At 65.2% G+C, this 23,174-nt stretch carries 16 protein-coding genes and 1 other RNA gene; 8 read left to right on the top strand and 9 right to left on the bottom strand.

Going from position 1 to position 23,174, the window contains the following annotated elements:
• Positions 1 to 90 precede the first annotated feature (90 nt).
• From NCS58_RS08495 to trxA, 9 genes are all read right to left on the bottom strand, one after another.
• Positions 91 to 675, bottom strand: a complete 585-nt coding sequence (locus NCS58_RS08495; RefSeq protein WP_250538227.1) for a helix-hairpin-helix domain-containing protein — start codon at positions 673 to 675, stop codon at positions 91 to 93.
• A 207-nt stretch (positions 676 to 882) separates the two neighbouring features.
• The gene (gene pbpC / locus NCS58_RS08490) at positions 883 to 3,093 is read right to left on the bottom strand and encodes a penicillin-binding protein 1C (protein ID WP_250538226.1); all 2,211 of its coding nucleotides are present in this window, start codon (positions 3,091 to 3,093) and stop codon (positions 883 to 885) included.
• 4 nt (positions 3,094 to 3,097) lie between these two features.
• Positions 3,098 to 9,115: an Ig-like domain-containing alpha-2-macroglobulin family protein gene (locus tag NCS58_RS08485; protein ID WP_250538225.1), complete on the bottom strand. Its 6,018-nt coding sequence runs from the start codon at positions 9,113 to 9,115 to the stop codon at positions 3,098 to 3,100.
• A 122-nt stretch (positions 9,116 to 9,237) separates the two neighbouring features.
• Positions 9,238 to 10,599 (bottom strand): MATE family efflux transporter, encoded by a 1,362-nt coding sequence (locus tag NCS58_RS08480; RefSeq protein WP_061120401.1) that lies wholly within the window; start codon positions 10,597 to 10,599, stop codon positions 9,238 to 9,240.
• Positions 10,600 to 10,639: 40 nt separating this feature from the next.
• A complete protein-coding gene (locus NCS58_RS08475) occupies positions 10,640 to 12,403 on the bottom strand; it encodes a glycosyltransferase family 39 protein (RefSeq protein ID WP_061120369.1) in 1,764 nt (587 codons plus the stop codon).
• Positions 12,404 to 12,661: 258 nt separating this feature from the next.
• Positions 12,662 to 12,916 (bottom strand): type B 50S ribosomal protein L31, encoded by a 255-nt coding sequence (locus NCS58_RS08470; protein WP_050326712.1) that lies wholly within the window; start codon positions 12,914 to 12,916, stop codon positions 12,662 to 12,664.
• A gap of 140 nt (positions 12,917 to 13,056) precedes the next feature.
• Entirely contained in the window at positions 13,057 to 13,884 is an 828-nt protein-coding gene (locus tag NCS58_RS08465; protein WP_250538224.1) for a zinc-dependent peptidase, read from the bottom strand.
• A 114-nt stretch (positions 13,885 to 13,998) separates the two neighbouring features.
• Complete coding sequence (gene rho / locus NCS58_RS08460) at positions 13,999 to 15,264, bottom strand: transcription termination factor Rho (RefSeq protein ID WP_035501035.1); 1,266 nt, start codon at positions 15,262 to 15,264, stop codon at positions 13,999 to 14,001.
• Between the two features lie 272 nt (positions 15,265 to 15,536).
• Positions 15,537 to 15,863, bottom strand: a complete 327-nt coding sequence (gene trxA, locus NCS58_RS08455) for a thioredoxin TrxA (protein WP_008349330.1) — start codon at positions 15,861 to 15,863, stop codon at positions 15,537 to 15,539.
• A gap of 334 nt (positions 15,864 to 16,197) precedes the next feature.
• On the opposite strand from trxA, the gene ffs reads away from it, so the two are divergent.
• The 8 genes from ffs to NCS58_RS08415 all read left to right on the top strand — a co-directional run bounded on the left by ffs (position 16,198) and on the right by NCS58_RS08415 (position 23,173).
• Positions 16,198 to 16,296, top strand: an RNA gene (gene ffs, locus NCS58_RS08450) — signal recognition particle sRNA small type.
• 162 nt (positions 16,297 to 16,458) lie between these two features.
• Positions 16,459 to 18,687 carry a DNA polymerase III subunit gamma/tau gene (locus tag NCS58_RS08445; RefSeq protein WP_250538223.1) on the top strand — a complete coding sequence of 743 codons (2,229 nt, stop codon included), beginning with the start codon at positions 16,459 to 16,461 and terminating at the stop codon, positions 18,685 to 18,687.
• A gap of 103 nt (positions 18,688 to 18,790) precedes the next feature.
• The gene (locus tag NCS58_RS08440; protein ID WP_008349334.1) at positions 18,791 to 19,117 is read left to right on the top strand and encodes a YbaB/EbfC family nucleoid-associated protein; all 327 of its coding nucleotides are present in this window, start codon (positions 18,791 to 18,793) and stop codon (positions 19,115 to 19,117) included.
• 40 nt (positions 19,118 to 19,157) lie between these two features.
• Complete coding sequence (gene recR, locus NCS58_RS08435; RefSeq protein ID WP_250476712.1) at positions 19,158 to 19,754, top strand: recombination mediator RecR; 597 nt, start codon at positions 19,158 to 19,160, stop codon at positions 19,752 to 19,754.
• A gap of 26 nt (positions 19,755 to 19,780) precedes the next feature.
• Positions 19,781 to 20,005, top strand: coding sequence for a DUF1653 domain-containing protein (locus NCS58_RS08430; RefSeq protein WP_035501030.1), 225 nt, complete (start codon positions 19,781 to 19,783; stop codon positions 20,003 to 20,005).
• Between the two features lie 29 nt (positions 20,006 to 20,034).
• Positions 20,035 to 21,240, top strand: a complete 1,206-nt coding sequence (locus NCS58_RS08425) for a CaiB/BaiF CoA-transferase family protein (RefSeq protein ID WP_061120365.1) — start codon at positions 20,035 to 20,037, stop codon at positions 21,238 to 21,240.
• A gap of 64 nt (positions 21,241 to 21,304) precedes the next feature.
• Positions 21,305 to 22,342 carry an ABC transporter substrate-binding protein gene (locus NCS58_RS08420; RefSeq protein ID WP_250538222.1) on the top strand — a complete coding sequence of 346 codons (1,038 nt, stop codon included), beginning with the start codon at positions 21,305 to 21,307 and terminating at the stop codon, positions 22,340 to 22,342.
• A 3-nt stretch (positions 22,343 to 22,345) separates the two neighbouring features.
• On the top strand, positions 22,346 to 23,173 hold the full coding sequence (locus NCS58_RS08415; protein WP_250476710.1) for an ABC transporter ATP-binding protein: 828 nt from the start codon (positions 22,346 to 22,348) through the stop codon (positions 23,171 to 23,173).
• The last annotated feature ends 1 nt before the right edge of the window (position 23,174 follow it).

Raw genomic sequence — 23,174 nt, 5'->3', positions numbered from 1 at the left:
CGGGCATGGCGTCGCGGGCATCGGCCGCGAGCGGCCGTTCAACGATGGTCATACGAAGGCAACTTTCCTTCGACATGGTTCCCCGAAGAATCACTGACTGGCAGCCGCGGCGCTGGCGGCCTTGTCTTTCTTGCTGCGCTTCGATTTGGCGGGCTTCGCGTCGCTCGCGGCGGACGGGCCCGAAGCGCTCGCCGTTTCTGCAGCCGCGCTTTCCTTCTTCGATTTCTTCGACGCCTTCGTGCCGGATGCCGGCGCGGCAGGTGCCGTAGCCGGCGTCTGCGCCGTAGTGGCCGCCGGCGACGTCGCGCCGGTGGCCGCCGCCGATGACTTCACCGTCGAGTTCGGCGCGGCGCTGCCGCCTTGCGTCGACGTGGTCGCGGGCTTCGGGGTCTTGCCCGTAGGCGGCAGCGACGAGCCGCCAATCGTCAGGCCGTTCTGCTCCAGCGTCGCCACCGACTTCGTGCCGAGCCCCTTGACGCGGGTCGCGAGATCGTCGGCGTCCTTGAACGGGCCGTTTTTCGTGCGCTCGTCGATGATCGCCTTCGACTTCACCGGCCCCAGCCCTTTCACCGCTTCCAGCGCGGCTTGGTCGGCGGTATTGACATCGACCGCGGCGAAGGCCGCACCCATCGACAGCATCAACGCTACGCACAGCATCAGCAGCTTTTTCAGCATGACGGCACTCCAGCTTGAGAGAGAAAGGATGAATCGATAAGTTCGGGCCAGTCGGAAAGATGCCGTTAAGGATAGGGCAAAAACCCGGTCCCGCAACGATAACGGTTCGCATTGTGCACGACCCCGCCGCGCGCACCGCGCTTTCCGCACAATCTTTAACGTTGCGAAATGCCGGATGGATGACGTCGCGGTGTCTGCCGACCTTCATCACTTCGACGCGGCCGAGGCCGTTTTCGCGAAGGCGCCGCGAACCTCGAAGCCGACCTTGTCGACGATTTCGCCTTTTGCATCGATGAGTTCGAGCACGTGACGGCCCGGCCACGGCAGCCATGCGGCGCGGGCGTCGTGGCCGTAGGGCTTTCCGTCGAGCCGCCACGCAAGGCGCGCGCCGCTGTCCGCGCGCTCGAACCACACGCGCTGGCGCGCGGGCGGAATGTCCGGGTCGAGCGCGAAGATCGTGCCGTCCGTGGGCGCGCCTATGCGTGCCGCCCGTGCATCGGCATTCGCGCCGCGTGCGGTCTGCGACGCATTCGCCGTGAGGCCGATGGCGCTCATCTGCGTGCCGCGCACGAACCATTCGCTGCGCGCGGGTTCGATCTCGTTCTGATACGTGACGCGCGTCTGTACGACGCCCGGCGGCGCTGGCGGCGGACGGCTATCCGATCGCCGGTTCAGATAGTTGACGATGGCGTTCCACGCCGGCGCCGCGCCCGTCACACCGGATACGTCCCACATCGGTGCGCCGTCCGCGTTCCCGACCCACACACCCACGGTGTATCGCGAAGTGAAACCGACCGCCCAGTTGTCGCGCATGTCCTTGCTCGTGCCCGTTTTGACCGCACTGAAGGTGCGTGTCGCGAGCACGCTGTCGAAGCCGAAGGTGCGCGTGCGCGCGTTGTTGTCGGCGAGGATGTCGGTGACGATGAAGCTCGCCTCGGGACTGAAGACGCGGTTTGCGGCAGATGTCGGCCGATGTTCGGCGAGATCGAAGATGGGGCGAGCGATGCCGCCGTTGGCGAGCGCGCGATAGGCGTTGGCGAGCGACGCCAATGTGACGTCGGCGCTGCCGAGCGCGAGGCTGAAGCCGTAGTAGTCGCCCGCCCGCGACAAGGGAATGCCGAGCGCGACCAGCGTCTTCGCGAATCGATGCGGCGTGACCATCACGAGCGTGCGCACCGCCGGCACGTTCAGCGAAGAGCCGAGGGCCGTACGCACGCTCACCCAGCCTTTGAAATCGTGATCATAGTTTTGCGGTATGTAGAGGCCGCCGCCGGTCGCGAGATCGAGTGGCGCGTCGTCGAGCAGCGTGGCGGCGGTGAGGCGCTTCTCGTCGAAGGCCTGCGCATAGAGGAAGGGCTTGAGCGTCGAGCCCGCCTGACGCGGGGCGAGTACGGCATCGACCTCCGGCGCGTTCGACAAACCGCCTGCCGAGCCGACCCACGCGAGCACGTCGCCCGAACGGTTGTCGATCACGATGGCCGCCGCGTCGTGCACGTTGCGCGGATGCGCGCGCGCGTTCAGTTCGGCGAGCGTTCGCGCGAGCGTGTCGCGGGCGAAGCGTTGCAGGCGTGAATCGAGCGTGGAGCGCACGCGTGCGCCCGCCGCCGGATGCACCTCGCTCGCGACACGTCGCGCGAGATGCGGCGCGAGGGCGTCGTCGCCTGACGCATAAGCGGGCGCGGCGGCCGTGCGCGTGAGCGTGAGCTGAACGTAGCTGTCGAGATTGACGCATGGATCGACGCTTCGGGCGACGCCGTGCAGCGCCTGCATATCGCGCAGGATCACGCAACTGCGCGCGGCGACTTTCGCATACGGGGCGTTCGGCGCGCGCACGAGTGCAGCGGCGAGCGCGGCCTCGCGTTCGTCGAGCCCGGACGGCGCCTTGCCGAAAAGTGTCTGCGACAACGCCGACAACCCGACGATCTCGCCGCGGAACGGCACGAGATTCAGATACGCCTCGAGAATCTGATCCTTGCGCCAGGTTCGTTCGAGCCAAAGCGCGCCGATCGTCTGCCCGGCCTTTTCGCCGATCGAGCGCCGGCCGGCCGATTTATCGGCTCCGATGAGTCCGGTGAGCTGCATCGTCACCGTCGATGCGCCGCGCGTGCGCGTGTTCCACAGATTGCCCCACGCGGCTGCCGCCGCGCCGCGCCAGTCGACGCCCGCGTGTTCGTAGAAGCGCTTGTCCTCCGATACGACGATCGCTTCGCGCAATGCCGGCGATACATCCGAGAGCGCGACCCAGTCGCCGCGCCGCGCGCTCTTGTCGATGCGCGTGCGGGCAAGCGGCTCGCCGTCGCGGGCGAGCAGGACCCAGTCGGAGCTGCGCCAGTTCGCGCGCACGTCGTCGAAGCCCGGCGACGCGTGCGCCGCCGCCGAAAGAACGCACGCGGTGACGAAGCCGGCGGCGCGTTTCATGACATCACTTTGCGGCAAGCGGCTTTACCACCACCGGCGCATTCGGCAACGCGCCGAACGACGAGGGGGCGTAGAGCGCTTCGACGCGCGTGGGCGGCAAGCCGAAGGTGCCGGGATTGTTAAGCCGCATGGTGTATTCGACGGTCAGCTTGCCTTTGGGCAGATAGCCGTAGTACGCGCGGTAACCATCGAAGCTGCGTTCGACGAAAGCAGGCCACGCGCCGCGATCCTGTTTCTCGCCCTGGGTCGCCGCTTCGGAGTCGCGTCCGAGGCCGGAGCCGAGAATCGTCGCGCCCGCGGGAATCGGATCGTTGATGACGACCCAGGTCATGTCGCTCTGCGCGTCGATATCGAGATGCACACGCACGATGTCGCCGCGCGAGAGCACGCCTTTCACCGCCGGATCGACCGGCGTCACGGTCTTCGCGATGCGATAGCCCGCCGCGAGTGGCGCCTTCAACGCGACGGCCGCGAGACTTTCGATCGTCGCCCACGGCTTGCCGGTGCCCTCCTGCGTCAGCGTGAGCGAAGCGCTGCTCCACGGCAGCATTACGCTGCGCACGCTGGCGGTCTTTGTGACGGACGTCGCCGATGCGGGCGCGCTCGAAGGCGGCGCGCTCCAGTTCACGCTTTGCGTCGAGGCGCCGAGTTGAATCGACGTATGACCCGTCACCGGCGTGCTTTCGAAGAGCCGCGAGAATTTGCCGACCGCGAGCGCGCCCCACAGATTGGCGGTCGTCGTCTGCCACGCGCCGTTCTTCTGCAGTGCGAGCAAGCCCGCGACGACGCGCGGCATCTCGTCCTTCCATCCGGGCGCGTCCGCGAAAATGAGCGCCGCGTGCGCGGCGTTCGTCCCGGTGCCGCTCATGAGCCACCAGAGATCGTCGTCGCGCTCGGTGGAGAAGGTGAGGCGCGTGCCCTGATACGTCAGGCGCGCACGGATGATCTGCTCGGCCTGCGCGCGCTTTTCCTCGCGATTCGGAATGCCGTCGACGTGCGACAGGATCGCGTAGTAATCGAGCACCGCCGATGTCGGCCACTGATCCGGCGCGACCGTGATCGAGTCGAGCATGCGCGCCTGCGCGAGGCCATAGCGCGACAAAGCCTCGATGGCCGCGAGCTTCTCGAAGTCGAGATCGTTGCGCGGCGCCCAGAACTTGCGCTCGATCTTGCCGTCGACGACATTCGCGAGGCCCGCCGCCATCCGGTTGCGCAGATCGGCGGGCAAGGCGAAGCGGCCGTCCTGCTTCGCGGCTTCATCGGTGACGGCGAGCAGATACGCGGTGAGAGCGGGGCTGCCGGTCGGGCGCTCGTCGTCGGCGGGCGGGAAGTAGTTCGCGAGGCCGTCGCGGTCCAGATACGACGGCATCTTCGCGAGTACGGCCTGCCATTGCACGGCGTCCATCAGGCCGAGCGCGCGCGAGGTCTGCTGCTCGAGGCAGTTGTACGGATAGCGCTCGAACCAGCGGCGCACACCGGGCAGGCCATCGGCGAGCTTCGGCTGCAGGGACACCGCGATGCCGCCGCGCACGGCGCCGTCGCTCGACTTGCTCGCATCGGCGGGCGGCGCGACGGGCAGCGTGAACGTGCCGTCGACTGGCGCGATGGTCGCCTGCTGCACGGTGACCGGAACCGCCGCGACGACTTTTTGCGCCACTTTTACGGCATCGCTTGCGCGCGGGCCGGCCTGTTCGGCGGCGCTCACCTCCCAGGCAAGACTCGCGGACGATTCCGCGCCGGGCACATCGGGCGTCGTCACATCCCAGACCACTTCCTGCGACGATTCCGGCGCGAGCTGCACCGTGCGCGCGTCGAGCGCGAGCGTGCCGGCGCGCGGCGTGACGACGACGCGCATCGTTCGCGCCGTCGTGTTGCGCAGCGTGAACTGCGCGCGAAACGCATCGCCGACGCGCACGAGCGGCGGCAATCCCGAGATCAGTTGCAGATCCTGCGCGCTTTGAATCGAAGCGCTACCGGTGCCGAACTGCCCCGCGCCGACCGCAGCGATCGCGACGATCCGAAAGCGGGTGAGCGCGTCGTTCAGCGGGACATCGACGCTGGCTTCGCCCTTGGCGTCGAGCGTGACGCGCGGATTCCACAGCAAGAGCGTGTCGAACAACTCGCGCGTCGCGCTGTGTCCGCCTCCGCCGCCCGCAGGCACCGCTTTGCGCCCGAAGTGACGCCGTCCGATGATCTCCATTTGCGCGGTCGCCGTCTCGACGCCATACGCGCGCTGCTGCAGCATCGCTTCGAGCACGTCCCAGCTTCGGTTCGGCATCAGTTCGAGCAACGCTTCGTCGACGGCCGCAACGGCGATCTGCGTGCCGGCGGGCGCGGGCTTGCCATCGGGCAGCGCGACTTTCACCTTCACGTGCGCCTTGCTCCGAACGGTGTACGACGTCGCGTCCGGGTTCACGCTCACCGCGAGCCTGTGCGACGCCGTGCCCACCCTGATCGACGCGAGCCCGTAACGGAACGCGGGCTTCGACAGATCGACGAGCGGCGTCGGCGCCTGATACTGCCGGCCCTCGTACCAGAACGCGCGCGCCCATTCGACCGGCGCCTTCCATCCCCACGTGAAGAACGAATACCACGGCACTTCGCGGATACGCCCGCGCAACGCGAGCACCGACACGTAGACGTTCGGCCCCCACGCATTCCCGACCTTCAGCTCGACGGTCGGATCCTTGCCGTTCAGTTCGACGACCCGCGTCTCCATGATGCCTTCACGTTCGACCGCGACGAGCGCCGTCGCCGAGCGGAAGGGCATGCGCACCTGAAAGCGTGCGGTCTCGCCCGGCTCGTAGCTCGTTTTCTCCGGCAACACGTCGATGCGGTCGGTGTTCTCGCCGCCGAACCACAACTCGTCCTCGCGCGTGACCCATACCGATGTGCTCGCGTTCGCCGTGTGGCCGTCGCCGTCCTTGGCGAGCGCGATCAGATCGACGTTGCCCGGTTCCTTGAGCTTCGCCTCGCACGAGACGATGCCGTGGTCGTCGCTCTTGCCGCTGCACAGCGTGCCGAGATCCTTGCTCTCGGTGTGATTGTCGTACGCGTAGAAGCCGCCCACCATGCGCTTGCGCGAGCTCGACATCACGCGCGCGACGGCCTTGATATCGACCGATACGCCCGCGCGCGGCTTGCCCTGCAAATCGAGCGCGAGCGCCTGCACGGGCAGCGCGCCGCCGACCGACACCCAATGCCCCGCCTTCACGCCGACGGCCACCGCGGCCGGCCAGAGCAGGGTGCCGCCGCTGATCGTCTGAATCTCGCCGTTCGGATCGGCGAAGCTCGCTTCGAGCGCGAGACGCTTCGGCGATTCGACCGCCGGCAGCGGCTTTACCGTGACCTTGCCGACGCCGTCCCGATCGAGCGTGACACGCAGCTTGTCCGCGATGAGCTTCGTCGTCGCGTTGTCCTGCTGCTCGCTGTCTTCGTCCTCGGCGGGCGCGCTGGCGCCATCGTTCGCCGGTTTCCGATATGGCGCGAAGCTGAACGCCTCGTACTGCGAAGCGAAGGGCGGCGCCGTATCGCGCACGAGCGCGGACACCTGCACCGGCAGATTCGACGCCGGTCCGCCCTGCACATATTCGAGCCGCACCGCGACCGCCGCTTCCGGCGCCGCGACGAGCCCGGGCGACTTGCCGTCACCCGCGCTGATCGAGCCTTTGAACACCGGCAGGCGGAATTCCTCGACGCGGAAGCTGCCCGATTCGTACGACTGCGTGACGGCGTTGTCGTTGTCGTTGGCGTTGGCGTTGGCGTTGTCGTCATTCTCGGACGTCGCGCCGTTGTCGAGCGTCACGCTGTATTCGCCGAGCTTGGCCGCGACGGGCACGGTGAAGGTCGAGTCGGCACTATGGTCCGCGGCCCATTTGAGCGGCAGATGCCAGGTCTGTCCGCTGCCGACGTGCCGGATCGTCACGCGGCTCGGATAGCTCGATGCAAAGGCGAAACCGTGGAGTGTCTCGACGCGCAGCAGATGCTTCATCGACACGGTTTCGCCCGCGCGCAGGAGCGTCCGGTCGAACACGGTATGCGCGCGGGTCGTGCGCGTCGCGCTCATGTCCGTCGGCACGTTGAAGCGCCACGATTCGATGCCGCGATTCCAGTCCGACGTTACGAAGGCCATGTCCGGACCGGTGACGGGATCGTTCACGCGCGCCGACACGAAAAAGCCGCCCCATGCGAGGCTGTGCTCGTTGCATTCCCGTGTGGCGGCAAGCGGCTTGCCGATCTTCGCGAGGCCCTGTGCATCGGTCTTTGCGGTGGCGATTTCGTCACCGTTGCAGTCGGTCACGCGAATATCGGCGTTGGCGACGGGCTTGCCTTTGTCGAGCGTCGTCACCCACACGAGGCTGTTCTCGCGTCCCTGCTTGAAATGCACGCCGAGATTGGTGACGAGCACCGACGTGCGCACGTACATCGCCTGATTCTTGCCGAGCAGCGAGGCGCCGAGCGCGGGCGAGCCCATTTCGACGACATAGAAACCGGGTTTCGTGAGCGGAATGCCGACGACTTCGAACGGCCGCGGCGCTTTCGGATCGGCAGCGGGCAGCGTGAGGGTTTCGACGCCGCGTTGTTTCGCCAGCATCGACAGCGAACGGATATCGATTTGCGGATCTCTGGACGACGAGCCGTCGCTATTTGGGATGATGACCGGCTCGATGCCGTTGTTCAGCATCGCCGGCATGCGCTCCTCGATCGTCGAGCGTGATATCGACATGCCGTCGAACAGGTCGACGGCGCGCATCCATCGGCGGATGTCGGTGTCGGCGTCGAGTTTGAGCTTCGTGATGTGCGGCGTGCCCGAATTGAGCCCTTGCACATGCAAGTCCGCTTCGACGTGGCGCAACGTGACCGGAAGCATCGCGGGCATGCCCGGTTCGGCAAATCGCTCGATGATGCCGAACGTGCCCGACGAGAACTTCGCGAGCGGCGGCATCGCGGCGGTCGTGGTCTTGAGCGGAAAGAGATCGGCGTTCGCGAGCGTGCGGCCGCTCACGTCCTTCAGATTCGCGGGGACCTCGATGGTGAGATCGGCGCGTTCGGGCAGCGGCGCGGCGAACTCGACGGCGCTCAATTCCGCGTCCTTGTCGGTCGCATCGAACCTGGGCGAGGCGTTGCCCTTGGGCCCGTGCAGCACGAACTTCTGTGCGTCGGCGCGGCTGATCGGCGCGCTGAAATTCAGCCGCAGCGGGCGAAGCGGTGTGCACGGCGCTTGTGCGTTCTCGCGCTCGCACGAGAAGCTCGCCGTGAAGGGTTCGCGCACGGTGAAGTCGAAGCGCTTTTCGACGTCGTTGGCGATACCGCCCGGACCCGCCACGCCCGCACCGTACACGAGCTGCATCTTGGTCGCCGACGGCAACGTTTGCTGGCACGCGAGCGTGAGCACGCGATCTCTTTCCTTATCCAGCCGGAAATGTTCGAGCAGGGCGGCGCGGGTGGCGTCATCGACCGGGCGCACCGGAATCCGGTTGCCGAGCGCGTTCGATTCGCACCAGACATGCTCGAGCACGGATGCCTGCGTCGCGGGTCCGTTCAGGCGCAGCACGAAAGCCTGATTTTCTTCGATGTCGCCGTAGCTCGGCATGACGCGCGTGACGAACGGTCCGCCCGTCTGGAACGCGAAGCGGCGCGGGCCGGAAAGCGCGTTGCCGGCCACCGACTTGAGGCCGTCCGCGAGATCGAGGGCGCAATGCACGCCGGGCGGAAGATCGTGCTCGAAGTCGAAGGCCCAGGTCTTGGCGTCGATCCAGCGCTGCGAGCCCGCCGTGGCCGACGCGCTTGCGCCGCTACAGGTGAGCTTGCCGGGCGCTGGCGCTGCTGTATTGCCGAACGCGACCATCGGTTCGTCGAATTTGGCGACGACCTGCCGCACTTGCGCGACCTTGCCTTGCGGCGACACGCTCGCGATGCGCGCGGCATCGGCGCGATGAAACGCGGCGCCCAGTCCCAGCGCGGCGATCAGCGTGGTCGCGGCGAGAATCCATTTTTTTTGTGACGTTGTAATGCGGCTCATCCGCTCGCTCCGGGCATTCCTCGACGCGAAATTCTACTGGAGCCTTACGTCAATCTTTCCGATGAAGCGAAGCGCTTATGTTTTTCTACACAAATCAGCGCATTGGATGCGAGCCGAGCGGCTCAGGTCGCGTCGACATTGTTCAAGTGCCGCGAGCTCACGCGCCGCCAGTAGAGAAACAGGCCGACGCCCGCGACGCCCAGACTCGCCGAATTCGCGATCCAGAAGCCGCGCGCGCCTTGCAGCCATTCGGGCACGCCGCCGCCCACGTCGAAGCCGAGCAGATAGCCGCCGCCTAGCCCGATGCCCCACAGCGCGATGGCGTAGATGACAGTCGGCACGAGCGTCACCTTGTACGCGCGCAGGACGAACGCGGTGGTGATCTGCAGTGCGTCGCACAAGTGATAGAAGAAGATGATGAGCACGAGCGGCATCGCGGCCGCGATGACGTTCGCATCCGGCGTATAGGCCGCGATCACATGCGGACGCGCCGCGATCAGGATCACGCCGTACGCGAGCGCGAGCACGCACGCCATGCCGATGCCGTGCCGCGACACCGAGCGGGCATCGTCGTAGCGTCCGGCGCCGAGCGCCTGCGAGACGAGCGTCGACGACGCAATGCCGATCGACAGCGGCGTCATGTACAGCACCGCGCCGAGATTGCCCGCGATCTGATGGCCGGCGAGCGTCGTGGTACCGAAGCGCGAAATGAAGAGCGCCATGAACGTGTACGACGTGACTTCGATCAGATACGAGAGACCCATCGGAATGCCAAGACGCAGGAGCGCGAGCTGACGCCGCCAGACCGGCCAGCAGAAGTGCGAGAAGATGCCGAACGGGCGGAAGAATTCGAACCTGAAGAGCACCGTCATGCCGACGATCGCGAGCACCCAGTTGATGAGCGTGCTCGCGAGCGCGCAGCCCGGGCCGCCGAGCGCGGGCACGCCTGCGCCGCCGAAGATGAACCACGTGTTGAGCGGAACCTTGAGCAATAGTCCGCCGACCTGCAGGAACATCACGAGCCGCGGCTTGCCGACGGCATTGGTGAGCGAGCTGTAGACCCGAAACGCGAGGCTCGCGGGCAGCCCGAACGAGAGGATGCGCAGATAGTCGACCGTGCGGTCGTGCAGCGCGGGCGGACTTTTCGCGAGCGAGAGCAGCGGTTCGGGGAAGTACAGCAGCACGAAGCCGATCACGGTGAGCGCAGCGGCGAGCCACAGCGCCTGACGCGTTTCCTCGCCGATCTCGCTTTCGCGGCCGGCGCCGAAGAGTTGCCCGGCGATCGGCTGCAAGGCGACGAGAATCCCCGTCAGGCCGATATACACCGAGATATAGACCGAGCCGCCGAGGCCGAGCGCGGCCAGATCCGTCGCGGAGAAGCGGCCGACCATCGCGGTGTCGATCACGCCGAACGCGATCACCGCGAGCTGGCCGATCAGCACCGGCCACGCGAGCGCGGCGATCTTGCGCACGTCGCTCAACATGCCGGTCGTGCCGCGGTATGTGGGGATCGCGCGCATCGCGTTACTGCGTCCGGCGCAGGCTCTTCGGACGCAGCGGTTTTTTCGCCGGCGGCGTGGGGCGCTCGATGCGCACGTACAGGCGGAAGCGCTCGTCGCGGTCGGCGACGCGCCGGCCTTCCCACACGAGCTTCCACTGGAACGCGGACATCGACGACGGCTCTCCGTAGTCCGCCGGATCTTGACGCAGGATCACGTCGCAGTCCTCGTCGAACGCGAAGTGCATGCCGCCGAAATAGGCGAAGGTGGCGATCTGTGCGTCGCCCAGGCGCACGGGCGAGATGCAGGTGTAGTCGGGCGGAAGGTGATCGGCGATCTGCTCGGCCACGTCGCGGTACGTCCGGCTGTAGTTCACCACCGGCAGCCACAGCGTCATGAGCAGCACCCACATGAGCGTCGTGCCCGCGCTCGACAGCACCACGCTGCGCCAGAGCACCTTCGGATGACGCGCGAGCCGCCAGCGCGCGAGCAGAAACCAGCAGACCGTCACGGCCACCGCGCACGCGAACGAAATCAGCTTGAACTCGGGATGAAAGCCCGGCGCGAGACGCGCGAGATTGCGCGCCATCGACGCGGGAAAACCGAACATGCCGGCAGTCCACACGAGCCACACCAAGGAGCCGATGATGGTGAAGCTCAGCATCGCGAACCAGTCGATCGCGTTGATCGCGCCGCGCTTCAACGTGGGCAACGCGAAGGTCGCGAGCACCGAAAGCGGCGGCAGGAGCAGCATGAAGAGCCGGTTGGTCTCGTGCGCCTGCAGGACGACCAGCACGAGCAGCGGCCCGATGATCGACAAAGGCACCCCGACGTGCGGCGAGCGGCGCAGCCCGCCCCAACTGACGAACGCCCAGAGCGCGAGCGGCCACGCGGGCCACGTGAAGAGCGGCAGGTTCTTGATCGCGTACCCGAAGATCGATCCGGGCGTGCCCGAGAAGTACGAAAAGCTGTTGCGCCACCATTGACGCAGCCACCATTCGCCGTCGTCAGGGAAGTAGTGCAGCGTTGGCAGCACCCACGCGGCGATCAGCACGATGGCGACCGGCAGTCCGTAAATCAGAAGTGGCGCGGCCCGCACCTGCTTCACGATGATCGTCATCGCGAGCGTGCAGAGGAGGAGCGCGAACACGAGCACCGGCGAACTGGACAGTCCGACCACGCCGATCGCCAGGCCCCACACGAGGCCGCCGTGGATCGGCTTGTCGAGGCTGCGCACGAGCGCGTAGAGGAGCATCGCGGTGCCGGCGAACTGCGCGAGCTGCGGCGTGGTTTCGTGACCGCGCTCGGCGAGGCCGAAGCAAGCGAGCAGGATGAGCAGTGCGCCGTCGGCGAGCGTGCGGCCGTAGTCGCGGGGCTCCGGTTCGCCGCCGAACGCGTATTTGAAGGGCTGGGCTTCGTCGCGCCGGCCGAGCAGATAGGCCGAATACCATACGAACGCACAGGCCAGACAGAAGAGCAGACCCGTCACGACGCGGGAGGCGTTGCTCGCATCGACCCAGGGGCTCAACAGACGAATGGCCGATGCGCCGAGCCAGTACATCAGCGGACCGTCGGCGGTGGGCGCCTTGCCGAGGAGGTTCGGCAACAGCCAGTCGCGTGCGTCGCCGTTGGCCATCGTCCACATGACGCCGAAGCCGGCCGCATCCTCGTTCTTCCACGGGTCGCGGCCGAAGAGACCGAACGACGCGTAGGTGATGCAGATGGCGAGCAACAGCCAGCGCGGCAGGGCGCTGGTGGCGGAGGCGGTCAGACGAACGACAGATCGCATGCGAGATGGCTTGATGGAAAACGGTCCGCTGATCTCGCGCAAGGCGAGCCTGGGGCTGGAGCAACCGGCATTGTAGTCGCGTGGCGGCGTTAAGGGCGGTTCGTCGATGCTCCCGTCACCGCGCGCAACAACGCTTACCAAATGCAGCAAAGGCGGTGCCGATGGGCGCCGCATGGACGACGAAAGGATGACGCGAAACCGTCAGCGACAAAAAAGGGCAGCCAAAGCTGCCCTTTTTTGCTGAACCCGAAGCCCGACTTACTTCTTGGTGGAGAAGCGCGCGAACTTGTTGTTGAACTTCTCGACGCGGCCCGCCGTGTCCATGATCTTTTGCTGACCGGTGTAGAACGGGTGCGATTCCGACGACACTTCGATCTTCGCGAGCGGGTAGGTCTTGCCGTTGAATTCGGCGGTCTCGCGCGTCTGGATGGTCGAACGGGTCACGAACTTGAAGTCGTTCGACATGTCGACGAACAGGACTTCGCGGTAATCCGGGTGAATGCCTTGTTTCATGGTCTTTCCTGATATCTGGCGGTAGCCAACCCGTTGCACTTGCTTGCAGTGCCGCGCGAGTCACTTGCCTAGGGTCGAAAAACGGCGATTATGCCAGAAAGTCAGTCGGTTGACATCTTTTTCGGGCGTTCCGGCGGAAGTCACGCGTCGAGCGCGCCGACGCTCGCCGGGTCCTGCCGGTAGTAGCGCGCGAGCAGCCGATAAAGCTCGGGATACTCGGCTTCGAACGCCTGGGGCGTCACGAAAAGCGCCTCGCTGCACACCGCGAAAAACTCGGACGGATGGTCCGCAGCGTAAGGATCGATCAGCGATTCGCGCTCGAAACGGCTCCAGCGCCGCGGCGGCACCGCGTCCACGCGCGCGCAGAACTGGTCGAAGGCGTTGTCGAAGATATCCGACCAGACGGTGGTGTCGAGCGGTGCGTGCCAGCGGCGAAAGAGCGGGGGATGTCCGTCGGCTACGCCCGTCACCATGTCGATCTTGTGCGCGAACTCGTGGATCACGACGTTGTAGGCGTCCGAACCGTCCACCATCTGCGCGTCCTCCCATGAGAGCACGACAGGACCGCCTTCCCACGCCTCACCACTCGCGTCGTGCTCGATCTCGTGCACGACGCCGTCTTCGTCTTCGACCGTCTTTCTGATGATGAACTCGCCCGGATAGACGATCACGCCGACCCAGCCGCGATACAGGTCAAGGTCGAGGTTGAGCACCGGCAGGCAGGCTTGCGCGGCGATCGAGACGATCATCTGATCGGTCAGTTCGAGATCGTGCGCGGTCGAGAATTGCTTTTGCGCGATGAAAAGGCTCGCGGTTTCGCGCAAGCGTCCGAGGTCGTCCCCGTTCAAATGGCCGAAGCACGGATATGCGTCCAGTGTGCGCTGCCAGAGGTCGTCGTCGATCGCGTACTTGCGCAGCGCGCGCTCGCGGCGTTGCGCGCCGAACCAGCGGGAGAAGAGGTTGGCCATCGGTCGTTCAGATCGCTTCGATAGACCGGATTGTACGGAGCGGCGCCGTCGCAAGGCGCAAAAAAACCGCCTGACGAAACAGGCGGCTTTCTGTGCTGAAGTTGCGAAGCCGGATCAGCCTCCGCCGCGACGCATCATGTCGAAGAACTCGGCGTTGTTCTTCGTCTGACGGATCTTGTCGAGCAGGAATTCCATTGCTTCGACTTCATCCATGTCGTGGATGAACTTGCGCAGCACCCAGACCTTCTGCAGCAGGTCCGGCTTGATGAGCAGTTCCTCGCGGCGCGTGCCCGACTTGTTCAGGTTGATCGACGGATACACGCGCTTTTCCGCGAGACGGCGCTCGAGGTGCACTTCCATATTGCCCGTGCCCTTGAACTCTTCGTAGATCACGTCGTCCATGCGGCTGCCCGTTTCGATGAGCGCCGTGCCGATAATCGTGAGCGAGCCGCCTTCCTCGATGTTACGAGCCGCGCCGAAGAAGCGCTTCGGACGCTGCAGCGCGTTGGCGTCGACACCACCCGTCAGCACCTTGCCCGATGCGGGCACGACGGTGTTATAGGCGCGCGCGAGACGCGTGATGGAGTCGAGAAGAATCACGACGTCATGTTTCATTTCGACGAGACGCTTCGCCTTTTCGATGACCATTTCGGCCACCTGCACGTGACGCGCGGCGGGTTCGTCGAAGGTCGAGGCGATGACTTCGCCTCGCACGGAACGCTGCATTTCCGTCACTTCTTCCGGGCGCTCGTCGATGAGCAGCACGAACAGAATGACGTCTGGATGATTGGCTTTCACCGCATGCGCGATGTGCTGGAGCATCACGGTTTTACCCGACTTCGGCGACGCGACGAGCAGGCCACGCTGGCCCTTGCCGATCGGCGAAATCATGTCGATGATCCGGCCCGTGACGTTTTCCTCGCCGCGCATTTCGCGCTCGAGCGGCAGCGGCTTGTTCGGATGCAGCGGCGTGAGGTTCTCGAACATGATCTTGTGTTTCGAGGCCTCGGGCGGCTGCCCGTTGACTTTGTCCACCTTCACGAGCGCGAAATAACGCTCGCCGTCTTTCGGCGTGCGTACTTCGCCTTCGATCGTGTCGCCGGTGTGCAGATTGAAGCGGCGGATTTGCGACGGGCTGATATAGATGTCGTCCGTGCTCGCGAGATACGAGGTCTCGGGCGAGCGCAGAAAGCCGAAGCCATCGGGCAGCACTTCGAGCGTGCCGTCGCCGAATATCGTGTCGCCGGCCTTGGCGCGCTTTTTAAGAATCGCGAACATGAGTTCCTGCTTGCGCAGGCGGTTCGCATTTTCGATCTCGAGGCCATTGGCCATCTCGATCAGTGCAGACACGTGCTGAGACTTGAGCTCGGATAAATGCATACGGATTTCCCGCCGGGGAGAGAGGTGCGACAGAAAGATTTGGGAGAAGAGGTGAGCGGAACCGCTCGAGACTTAATACTTCTTGAACTCTTGTGATTCTAGCATAGCATACGCCACGCAGGCCTCGGGTGGGCTTTGGGCGGGGCTTGTCGGCCGATGTTGTCGCGTGACAACATCGGCTGCATTCCGGTCGCGCTGCTCGGTTGTGTCGATGCGGCGATACGAATGCCAGAGGCAGGCGTCTGGGATGCCGACGCCCGCCGATGATGCCGTTACAGGTTGCTGTCGAGGAACGCGGTCAATTGCGACTTGGACAATGCGCCGACTTTCTGCGCGGCGACCGCGCCGTTTTTGAAAAGGATCAGCGTGGGGATGCCGCGAACGCCGAACTTCACCGGCGTCGACTGATGCTCGTCCACGTTGATCTTCGCGATTTGCAGGCGATCGCCATAATCCTTCGCGACTTCATCGAGGATCGGGGCAATCATTTTGCACGGACCGCACCATTCCGCCCAAAAGTCGAGCAGGACCGGTTTATCCGACTTGACGACATCCTGTTCGAAAGAAGCGTCGCTGATGTGCTTGATTGATTCGCTCATTGTCTGAATACCTCTATTGTTTCGAGGCCCGCGTTTGAATGCTCGCCACGATACACCAAAACTGAAAAAAATTTTCGTCGCCAACGGGCAGTATTCGGCCCGCACGCCGTGCGCCAGAACGGCTCGCGAACGGCGGCGAATGATCCGTCGAAGGGCAAAATGCACCACATCCGGGTTATTCAAATGTCATCTTAGCCTACTTTGCTATCCGTTGCCGGGAGCCGATAGGCCGCATCTGAGGGCGACGACACGAAGCGCAAGAGGGCGTCACAAAGGTCCGCGCATTTCACGCGTGGCTTCCGGGCGCGCCCGGCCCCGTGTTATGATTCGACGTGACGGGCCTCCTCGCATGGTGGCGCGGTCAACCTGGTCAGGTCGGGAACGAAGCAGCCACAGCCGCTTTCCACCAGTGCCGAGGGTCGGGCTCGTCACCTTCCGCTTTCTTCTGTCGTTCCTCTCTCGTTTTCCCTGATTCGTTCTTTGTGTCGCGCGTCGTCGCGAGTTGTATTTTCGCGGGTACGCACCTTCCTCCGCGCGCCTCGGCAGCCTTTTGGAGCGGCGTTTGCGCAAGGTCGTTGCTGATACAATTTCGCGCATGACCTATCAAGTTCTCGCACGCAAATGGCGGCCGAAATCGTTCGAGTCGCTCGTCGGCCAGGAGCACGTCGTCCGTGCGCTCACGCACGCGCTCGACGGCGGCCGCCTGCATCACGCCTATCTCTTCACGGGCACGCGCGGCGTCGGCAAGACGACGCTCTCGCGCATCTTCGCGAAGGCGCTCAACTGTGAAACCGGCGTGACCTCGAAGCCGTGCGGCGTGTGTCGCGCGTGCCGGGAAATCGATGAAGGCCGCTTCGTCGATTACGTCGAAATGGATGCGGCGAGCAATCGCGGTGTCGACGAAATGGCCGCGCTGCTCGAACGCGCGGTGTACGCACCCGTCGACGCGCGCTTCAAGGTCTATATGATCGACGAAGTGCACATGCTCACGAACCACGCCTTCAACGCGATGTTGAAGACGCTGGAGGAGCCGCCGCCGCATGTGAAGTTCATCCTCGCGACGACCGATCCGCAGAAGATTCCGGTCACCGTGCTCTCGCGCTGCCTGCAGTTCAATCTGAAGCAGATGCCGGCGGGTCATATCGTGTCGCATCTGGAGAACATTCTTCAGCAGGAGAGCATCGCGTTCGAATCGCAGGCGCTGCGTCTGCTGTCGCGCGCGGCGGACGGCAGCATGCGCGATGCGCTGTCGCTCACCGATCAGGCCATCGCCTATTCGGCCAACCAGGTCACCGAGGAAGCCGTGCGCGGCATGCTCGGCGCGCTCGATCAAAGCTATCTGATCCGGCTCATCGACGCGCTCGCCGCTGGCGATGGCGCCGGCGTGCTCGCGATCGCCGACGAAATGGCGCTGCGCAGCCTGTCTTTCTCGACCGCGCTGCAGGATCTCGCGAGTCTCTTGCATCGCATCGCGTGGGCGCAGTTCGCGCCGTCGTCGGTGCTGGATGAATGGCCGGAAGCCGCGGATATTCGCCGCTTCGCCGAGATTCTTTCCGCTGAGCAGATTCAGCTTTTCTATCAGATTGCAACGGTCGGACGCGGCGAGTTGGGTCTCGCGCCCGACGAATACGCCGGCTTCACGATGACGCTGCTGCGCATGCTCGCCTTCGAGCCGGCGGGCGGACCGGGCGGCGGCGTCGCCGTGAGCGCGCCCTCGGGCGCGAAGCCCGCGCGCAGCGCGGCGCTCGCGGGCGCGATGGCCGAGCGGGCGATCGCACCCGCGCCCGTAGCGAAGGCGCCGACGCCTCCGGCCGAAACCGTCATCGTAAAGGCGAAAGAGACGCAGCCGGTCGAAAGCGCGAAACCTGCGCCGGTTATCGAGTCAACTGAGCCGGTCACGGCGAAACCTGCACCGGTGCCCAGCGCCGCACGGCAGGCCGTCGAGGAAGCCGCGCCTGCAACCGTGCCCGCATCCGAGCGCGATGTCGCGGCGTCGCGCGCGGCGGGCGGTGCGAGTGCGGCGCTCGAAGTGCTGCGCAGCGCCGGCATGCGTCTTTCCTCCGATCGGGGTGCACGCGGCGCACCGGCTGCGCAAGCGGCGGCTCCGGCAGCGCCCAAAGCTGTCGCGAAACCCGCTGCGCAAGTTCAGGTGCCCGCGCCCCGTCGCGCACCGCCAGCGCCCGCCGCGCCTGAGTCCAAACCTGCGGCCGGCAAGCCCGGCGTCGTCCCGCCGTGGGAGGACATGCCGCCCGACGACTATCCGCCGGCGGGATCGGAAGACGAATACTTCATGCCGCCGGACGACGGCTTCGTGCCCGCGTTCGAGAGCGGTCCGGACGACATGCGCTTCGGCGCCGAGCCGGCCGCGAAGCCTGCGCCCGTCATCGATACGACGCCGCTGCCGCCCGCAGTTCCGCTCGATGCACTCGGCGTGTCGATCGAATGGGCCGCGCTCGCCGTCAGCCTGCCGCTTAAAGGCGTCGCCTATCAACTCGCGTTCAACAGCGAACTGACCGCGTGCGACGCGAATTCCGTCACGCTTGCGGTCGCCGTGCAGATGTACACCGACGCCTCGCACGTCTCGAAGCTCAAGACCGCCCTTGCCGAAAAGCTCGGCCGCGCAATCGAAGTCAGCGTCAATGTCGCGCCCGTGCGCCGCACCGCCGCCGCGCTCGATGCCGCCGACCGGGCGCGACGCCAGCGGGAAGCCGAGCAGGAGATCAAGCAGGACCCGTTCGTGCAATCGCTGATCCGCGATTTCGGCGCGAGCATCGTGCAGGGTTCGATCAAGCCGATCTCCGCATCGGGCGCGAATCCGTCATGAATCGAAGCGCGCGGCGTTTTTTTCGACGCTGCGCGCAAGCACTGAATTTCGAGCGCGTATCGCGCGCGCTTTCGCCACACGTTTTCCAGTAAGGAGCCGAACCATGATGAAGAACCAACTCGCCGGGCTGATGAAACAGGCTCAGCAGATGCAGGAAAACATGAAGAAGATGCAGGACCAGCTCGCGCAGATCGAGGTCGAGGGCCAGTCCGGCGCCGGTCTCGTGAAAGTGACGATGACCTGCAAGAACGACGTGCGTCGCGTGCAGATCGACCCGAGCCTGCTCGCCGACGACAAGGACATGCTGGAAGACCTCGTCGCCGCCGCGTTCAACGACGCCGTGCGCAAGGCCGAGGCCACCACGCAGGAGAAAATGAGCGGCATGACGGCCGGCATGCCGATGCCGCCGGGTTTCAAGCTGCCGTTCTAACCGCGCGCGCCGAAGCGAATTCGGCGCGTCATGAGGACACATGAAACAACCTTCCGCCCTGTCGGCGCTCGTCGAGGCGCTGCGCGCGCTACCCGGCGTCGGACCGAAGTCGGCGCAGCGCATGGCGTATCACCTGATGCAGCACGACCGCGCGGGCGCCGAGAAGCTCGGCGCTTCGCTCCTGTTCGCGACCGAGCATCTCAGGCACTGTGAGAAGTGCAACACCTTCACCGAAGCTGAAATCTGCGAAGTCTGCGGCGACGAGGAACGCGACCCGGCCTTGCTGTGCGTCGTCGAAACGCCCGCTGATCAGATCATGCTCGAGCAGACGCTCACGTATCGCGGGCTCTATTTCGTGCTGATGGGGCGGCTCAGTCCGCTCGACGGCATCGGGCCGAAGGAAATCCATTTCGAGCGCCTGATCAATCGCGCGCTCGACGGCGTGGTGCAGGAAGTGGTGCTCGCCACCAACTTCACGAACGAAGGCGAGGCGACCGCGCACTATCTCGCGCAGACGCTCAAGTCGAAAGGGCTGAAGGTGACGCGGCTCGCGCGCGGCGTGCCCGTCGGCGGCGAGCTCGAATATGTCGATGCAGGGACGATCGCGCGCGCGATGCTCGATCGCCGCTCGGTCTGAACACGACCATCAGCAGGACACTACCGATGACAGAAACCGAAGCTCTCGCGCTTGCGACCCACCGTCACTACAAGGGCGGTCTTTATCGCGTGATCGGCGTCGCGCGGCACTCGGAGACCGAGGAAGCCATGATCGTCTACGAACATCTGTGGCCGCACGAACGCGGCTTGTGGGTGCGTCCGGCGCAGATGTTCAACGAGACGCTCGCCGACGGCACGCCACGTTTCAAACCGCTCGACATTCCGCTGTAAAAGAACTAGCAAAAAAAGGAGACGCAACCATGAGCGCAACGACGGGACCACTCGCGGGCGTCAAGGTGCTGGAACTGGGTACGCTCATCGCCGGTCCGTTCGCCGCGCGCTTCATGGGCGAATTCGGCGCCGACGTCATCAAGATTGAAGACCCGAACGGCGGCGACCCGCTGCGCAAGTGGCGCAAGCTCTATCCCGAGGTGGGCGGGACCTCGCTCTGGTGGGCGGTGCAGGCTCGCAACAAGAAATCGGTGACGGTCAATCTCAAGGCCGAGGAAGGCAAGGAGATCGTGCGGCGGCTCGCGAAGGAAGCCGATATCGTCGTCGAAAACTTCCGGCCCGGTTTGCTCGAAAAGCTCGGGCTCGGCTATGACGTGCTGTCCGCCGAGAATCCGGGTCTCGTGATGGTGCGACTTTCCGGATATGGCCAGACCGGCCCGTACCGCGACCGGCCGGGCTTCGGCGCGATCGCCGAATCGATGGGCGGATTGCGGCATATCACTGGCTATCCGGAGCTGCCGCCGCCGCGCATCGGCATTTCCATCGGCGATTCGATCGCAGCGCTCCATGGCGTGATCGGCGCGCTGATGGCGCTGCATCATCGGCAGGTGAACGGCGGCAAGGGGCAGGTCGTCGATGTCGCGCTGTACGAAGCCGTCTTCAACATGATGGAGAGCGTGGTCCCCGAGTACGGCGTGTACGGACTGGTGCGCGAGCGCACCGGCGCGTCGCTGCCCGGCATCGTGCCGTCGAACACCTATCCGTGCCGCGACGGCAGCATCGTGATTGGTGGCAATAGCGATCCGATCTTCAAGCGCCTCATGAACGCGATCGATCGCGCGGACCTCGCGGACGATCCCGCGCTCGCATCGAACGACGGCCGCGTGCCGCGCACGCAGGAAATCGACGACGCCATCGGCGCGTGGCTCGCGACGCGCAGCATCGACGAGGCGCTCGCCGTGCTCAACGCCGCCGACGTGCCGGCCGGGCGCATCTACAGCGTCGCCGACATGTTCACCGATCCGCAATACATCGCGCGCCAGATGCTGCAACGCTTTCCGTGGCAGGACGGCAAGGACATCACGCTGCCGAACGTGACGCCGAAGCTCTCGGAGACACCGGGTGAAACGCGCTGGCTCGGTCCGCAACTCGGTGAACACACGGATGAAGTACTTCAAACGCTCGGGTATGATGCCGACGATATTGCGCGGCTGCGGGCGGCCAAGGTGATCTGAGCTTCGATCAGAAGACAACGGCCGTAACAGCGCTGACAACGATAAAACCAGGAGACAAAAAACGATGAAACGCAGAACGTTCATCGCGAGCGGCGCCGCGCTCGCGGGTGGGGCGTGGACGGCCATGCCGCTCGCGTTTGCCCAGGCAAAGCCGGAGCAGGCCAAGGTATCGGTCGCGGTCGGCGGCAAGAATCTCTTCTACTATCTGCCGCTCACGATCGCGGAGCGCCGCAACTACTTCAAGGACGAAGGGCTCGACGTCGAAATCGCCGATTTCGCGGGCGGTGCGAAGGCGCTGCAGGCGGCGGTCGGCGGCAGCGCGGACGTGGTGTCCGGCGCGTTCGAGCACACGCTCTTGCTGCAGGCGAAGAATCAGTACTTCCGTGAGTTCGTGTTGCAGGGACGCGCGCCACAGATCGTGCTTGCGGTGTCGAAGAAGGCGATGCCGAACTACAAATCGGTCGCGGATCTGAAGGGCAAGAAGATCGGCGTGACGGCGCCAGGCTCGTCGACGTCGATCATGGCGAGCTTCGTGCTCGCGCAGGCCGGACTGAAGGCGACCGATGTGTCGTTCATCGGCGTGGGCGCGGGGGCGGGCGCGATCGCCGCGCTGCAGTCCGGGCAGATCGATGCCATCGCCAACCTCGATCCGGTGATGACCAAGCTCGATCGCGCGGGCGATATCCGCATCGTCTCCGACACGCGCACGCTCGCCGATACCGTGAAAGTGTTCGGCGGCAACATGCCGGCCGGATGCCTGTATGCATCGCAGAGTTTCATCACAAAGAATCCGAACACGACGCAGGCGCTCACGAACGCGATGGTGCGCGCGCTGAAATGGCTGCAAACGGCATCGGGCAAGGATCTGATTTCGACCGTGCCGGAAAGCTATCTGCTCGGCGATCGCGCGCTCTATCTCGACGCGTGGCAACACGTGAAGGAGGCGCTGTCCCCGGACGGCCTGATGCCCGCGGACGGTCCCGCGACATCGCTCAAGACGCTGCAAGCCTTCGACGAAACGGTGAAGGGCAAGCCGATCGACTTGTCGAAGACCTGGACCAACGACTTCGTCAAGAAGGCGCTCGCCGCCGTCAAGGTCTGACCGATGTCGTCGACTTCTAAACACGCGCTCGCGCTGGAGGATGTCACCTGCACGTTCTCGTCGCGCGAGAATCGCAAGGATCGCTATACGGCCGTCCGCAATACGAGTCTTGCGATCGCGCCGGGTGAGTTCGTGTCCGTCGTCGGGCCGACCGGCTGCGGCAAGTCCACGCTGCTCAACGTGTCGGCGGGGCTGCTCGAGCCTTCGTCGGGCACGGTGAGCGTGTTCGGCGAGACGCTTGCGGGCATCAACCGGCGCGCGGGCTATATGTTTCAGGCCGATGCCCTGATGCCCTGGCGCTCGGCGCTCGACAACGTGACAGCCGGCCTCGTGTTCCGGGGCGTGACGAAAGCCGAGGCCGACGCGCGCGGCGAGGCGTGGCTCAAGCGTGTGGGTCTTGGCGGCTTCGGCGATCGCTATCCGCACCAGCTTTCGGGCGGCATGAGAAAGCGCGTCGCGATGGCGCAGACGCTCATCCTCGATCCCGACATCATCCTGATGGACGAGCCGTTCTCCGCACTGGACATTCAAACACGTCAGTTGATGGAAAACGAACTGCTCGACCTGTGGGCCGCAAAGCGCAAGGCCGTGCTCTTCATCACGCACGATCTCGACGAGGCGATTTCGATGTCCGACCGCGTCGTCGTGCTGGCGGCAGGGCCGGGCACGCATCCGATCGGCGAATTCGCGATCGACCTGCCGCGCCCGCGCGATGTCGCCGAGATCCGCTCGCATCCTCGCTTCGTCGAACTGCATGCGCAAATCTGGGGCGTGCTGCGCGAGGAAGTGTTGAAGGGCTATCAGCAGCAGCTGAAGCCGGCCGCCGAATAAG

Source organism: Caballeronia sp. INML3B (genome assembly GCF_023631305.1).
In the GTDB taxonomy this organism is placed as follows: Bacteria; Pseudomonadota; Gammaproteobacteria; order Burkholderiales; family Burkholderiaceae; genus Caballeronia; species Caballeronia turbans.
Note: the sequence above shows the minus strand (reverse complement) of the source record. Positions and strands in the feature narration are given on the sequence as shown.

Excerpts from the sequence above, each read along its gene's own strand:
- NCS58_RS08465 (WP_250538224.1), bottom strand. The coding sequence starts at position 13,884 with ATGGCCAACCTCTTCTCCCGCTGGTTCGGCGCGCAACGCCGCGAGCGC.
- NCS58_RS08495 (WP_250538227.1), bottom strand. The coding sequence starts at position 675 with ATGCTGAAAAAGCTGCTGATGCTGTGCGTAGCGTTGATGCTGTCGATG.
- NCS58_RS08440 (WP_008349334.1), top strand. The coding sequence starts at position 18,791 with ATGATGAAGAACCAACTCGCCGGGCTGATGAAACAGGCTCAGCAGATG.
- NCS58_RS08470 (WP_050326712.1), bottom strand. The coding sequence starts at position 12,916 with ATGAAACAAGGCATTCACCCGGATTACCGCGAAGTCCTGTTCGTCGAC.
- recR (WP_250476712.1), top strand. The coding sequence starts at position 19,158 with ATGAAACAACCTTCCGCCCTGTCGGCGCTCGTCGAGGCGCTGCGCGCG.
- NCS58_RS08415 (WP_250476710.1), top strand. The coding sequence starts at position 22,346 with ATGTCGTCGACTTCTAAACACGCGCTCGCGCTGGAGGATGTCACCTGC.
- pbpC (WP_250538226.1), bottom strand. The coding sequence starts at position 3,093 with ATGAAACGCGCCGCCGGCTTCGTCACCGCGTGCGTTCTTTCGGCGGCG.
- NCS58_RS08445 (WP_250538223.1), top strand. The coding sequence starts at position 16,459 with ATGACCTATCAAGTTCTCGCACGCAAATGGCGGCCGAAATCGTTCGAG.
- NCS58_RS08420 (WP_250538222.1), top strand. The coding sequence starts at position 21,305 with ATGAAACGCAGAACGTTCATCGCGAGCGGCGCCGCGCTCGCGGGTGGG.
- NCS58_RS08485 (WP_250538225.1), bottom strand. The coding sequence starts at position 9,115 with ATGAGCCGCATTACAACGTCACAAAAAAAATGGATTCTCGCCGCGACC.
- NCS58_RS08480 (WP_061120401.1), bottom strand. The coding sequence starts at position 10,599 with ATGTTGAGCGACGTGCGCAAGATCGCCGCGCTCGCGTGGCCGGTGCTG.
- trxA (WP_008349330.1), bottom strand. The coding sequence starts at position 15,863 with ATGAGCGAATCAATCAAGCACATCAGCGACGCTTCTTTCGAACAGGAT.
- NCS58_RS08425 (WP_061120365.1), top strand. The coding sequence starts at position 20,035 with ATGAGCGCAACGACGGGACCACTCGCGGGCGTCAAGGTGCTGGAACTG.
- NCS58_RS08430 (WP_035501030.1), top strand. The coding sequence starts at position 19,781 with ATGACAGAAACCGAAGCTCTCGCGCTTGCGACCCACCGTCACTACAAG.
- rho (WP_035501035.1), bottom strand. The coding sequence starts at position 15,264 with ATGCATTTATCCGAGCTCAAGTCTCAGCACGTGTCTGCACTGATCGAG.
- NCS58_RS08475 (WP_061120369.1), bottom strand. The coding sequence starts at position 12,403 with ATGCGATCTGTCGTTCGTCTGACCGCCTCCGCCACCAGCGCCCTGCCG.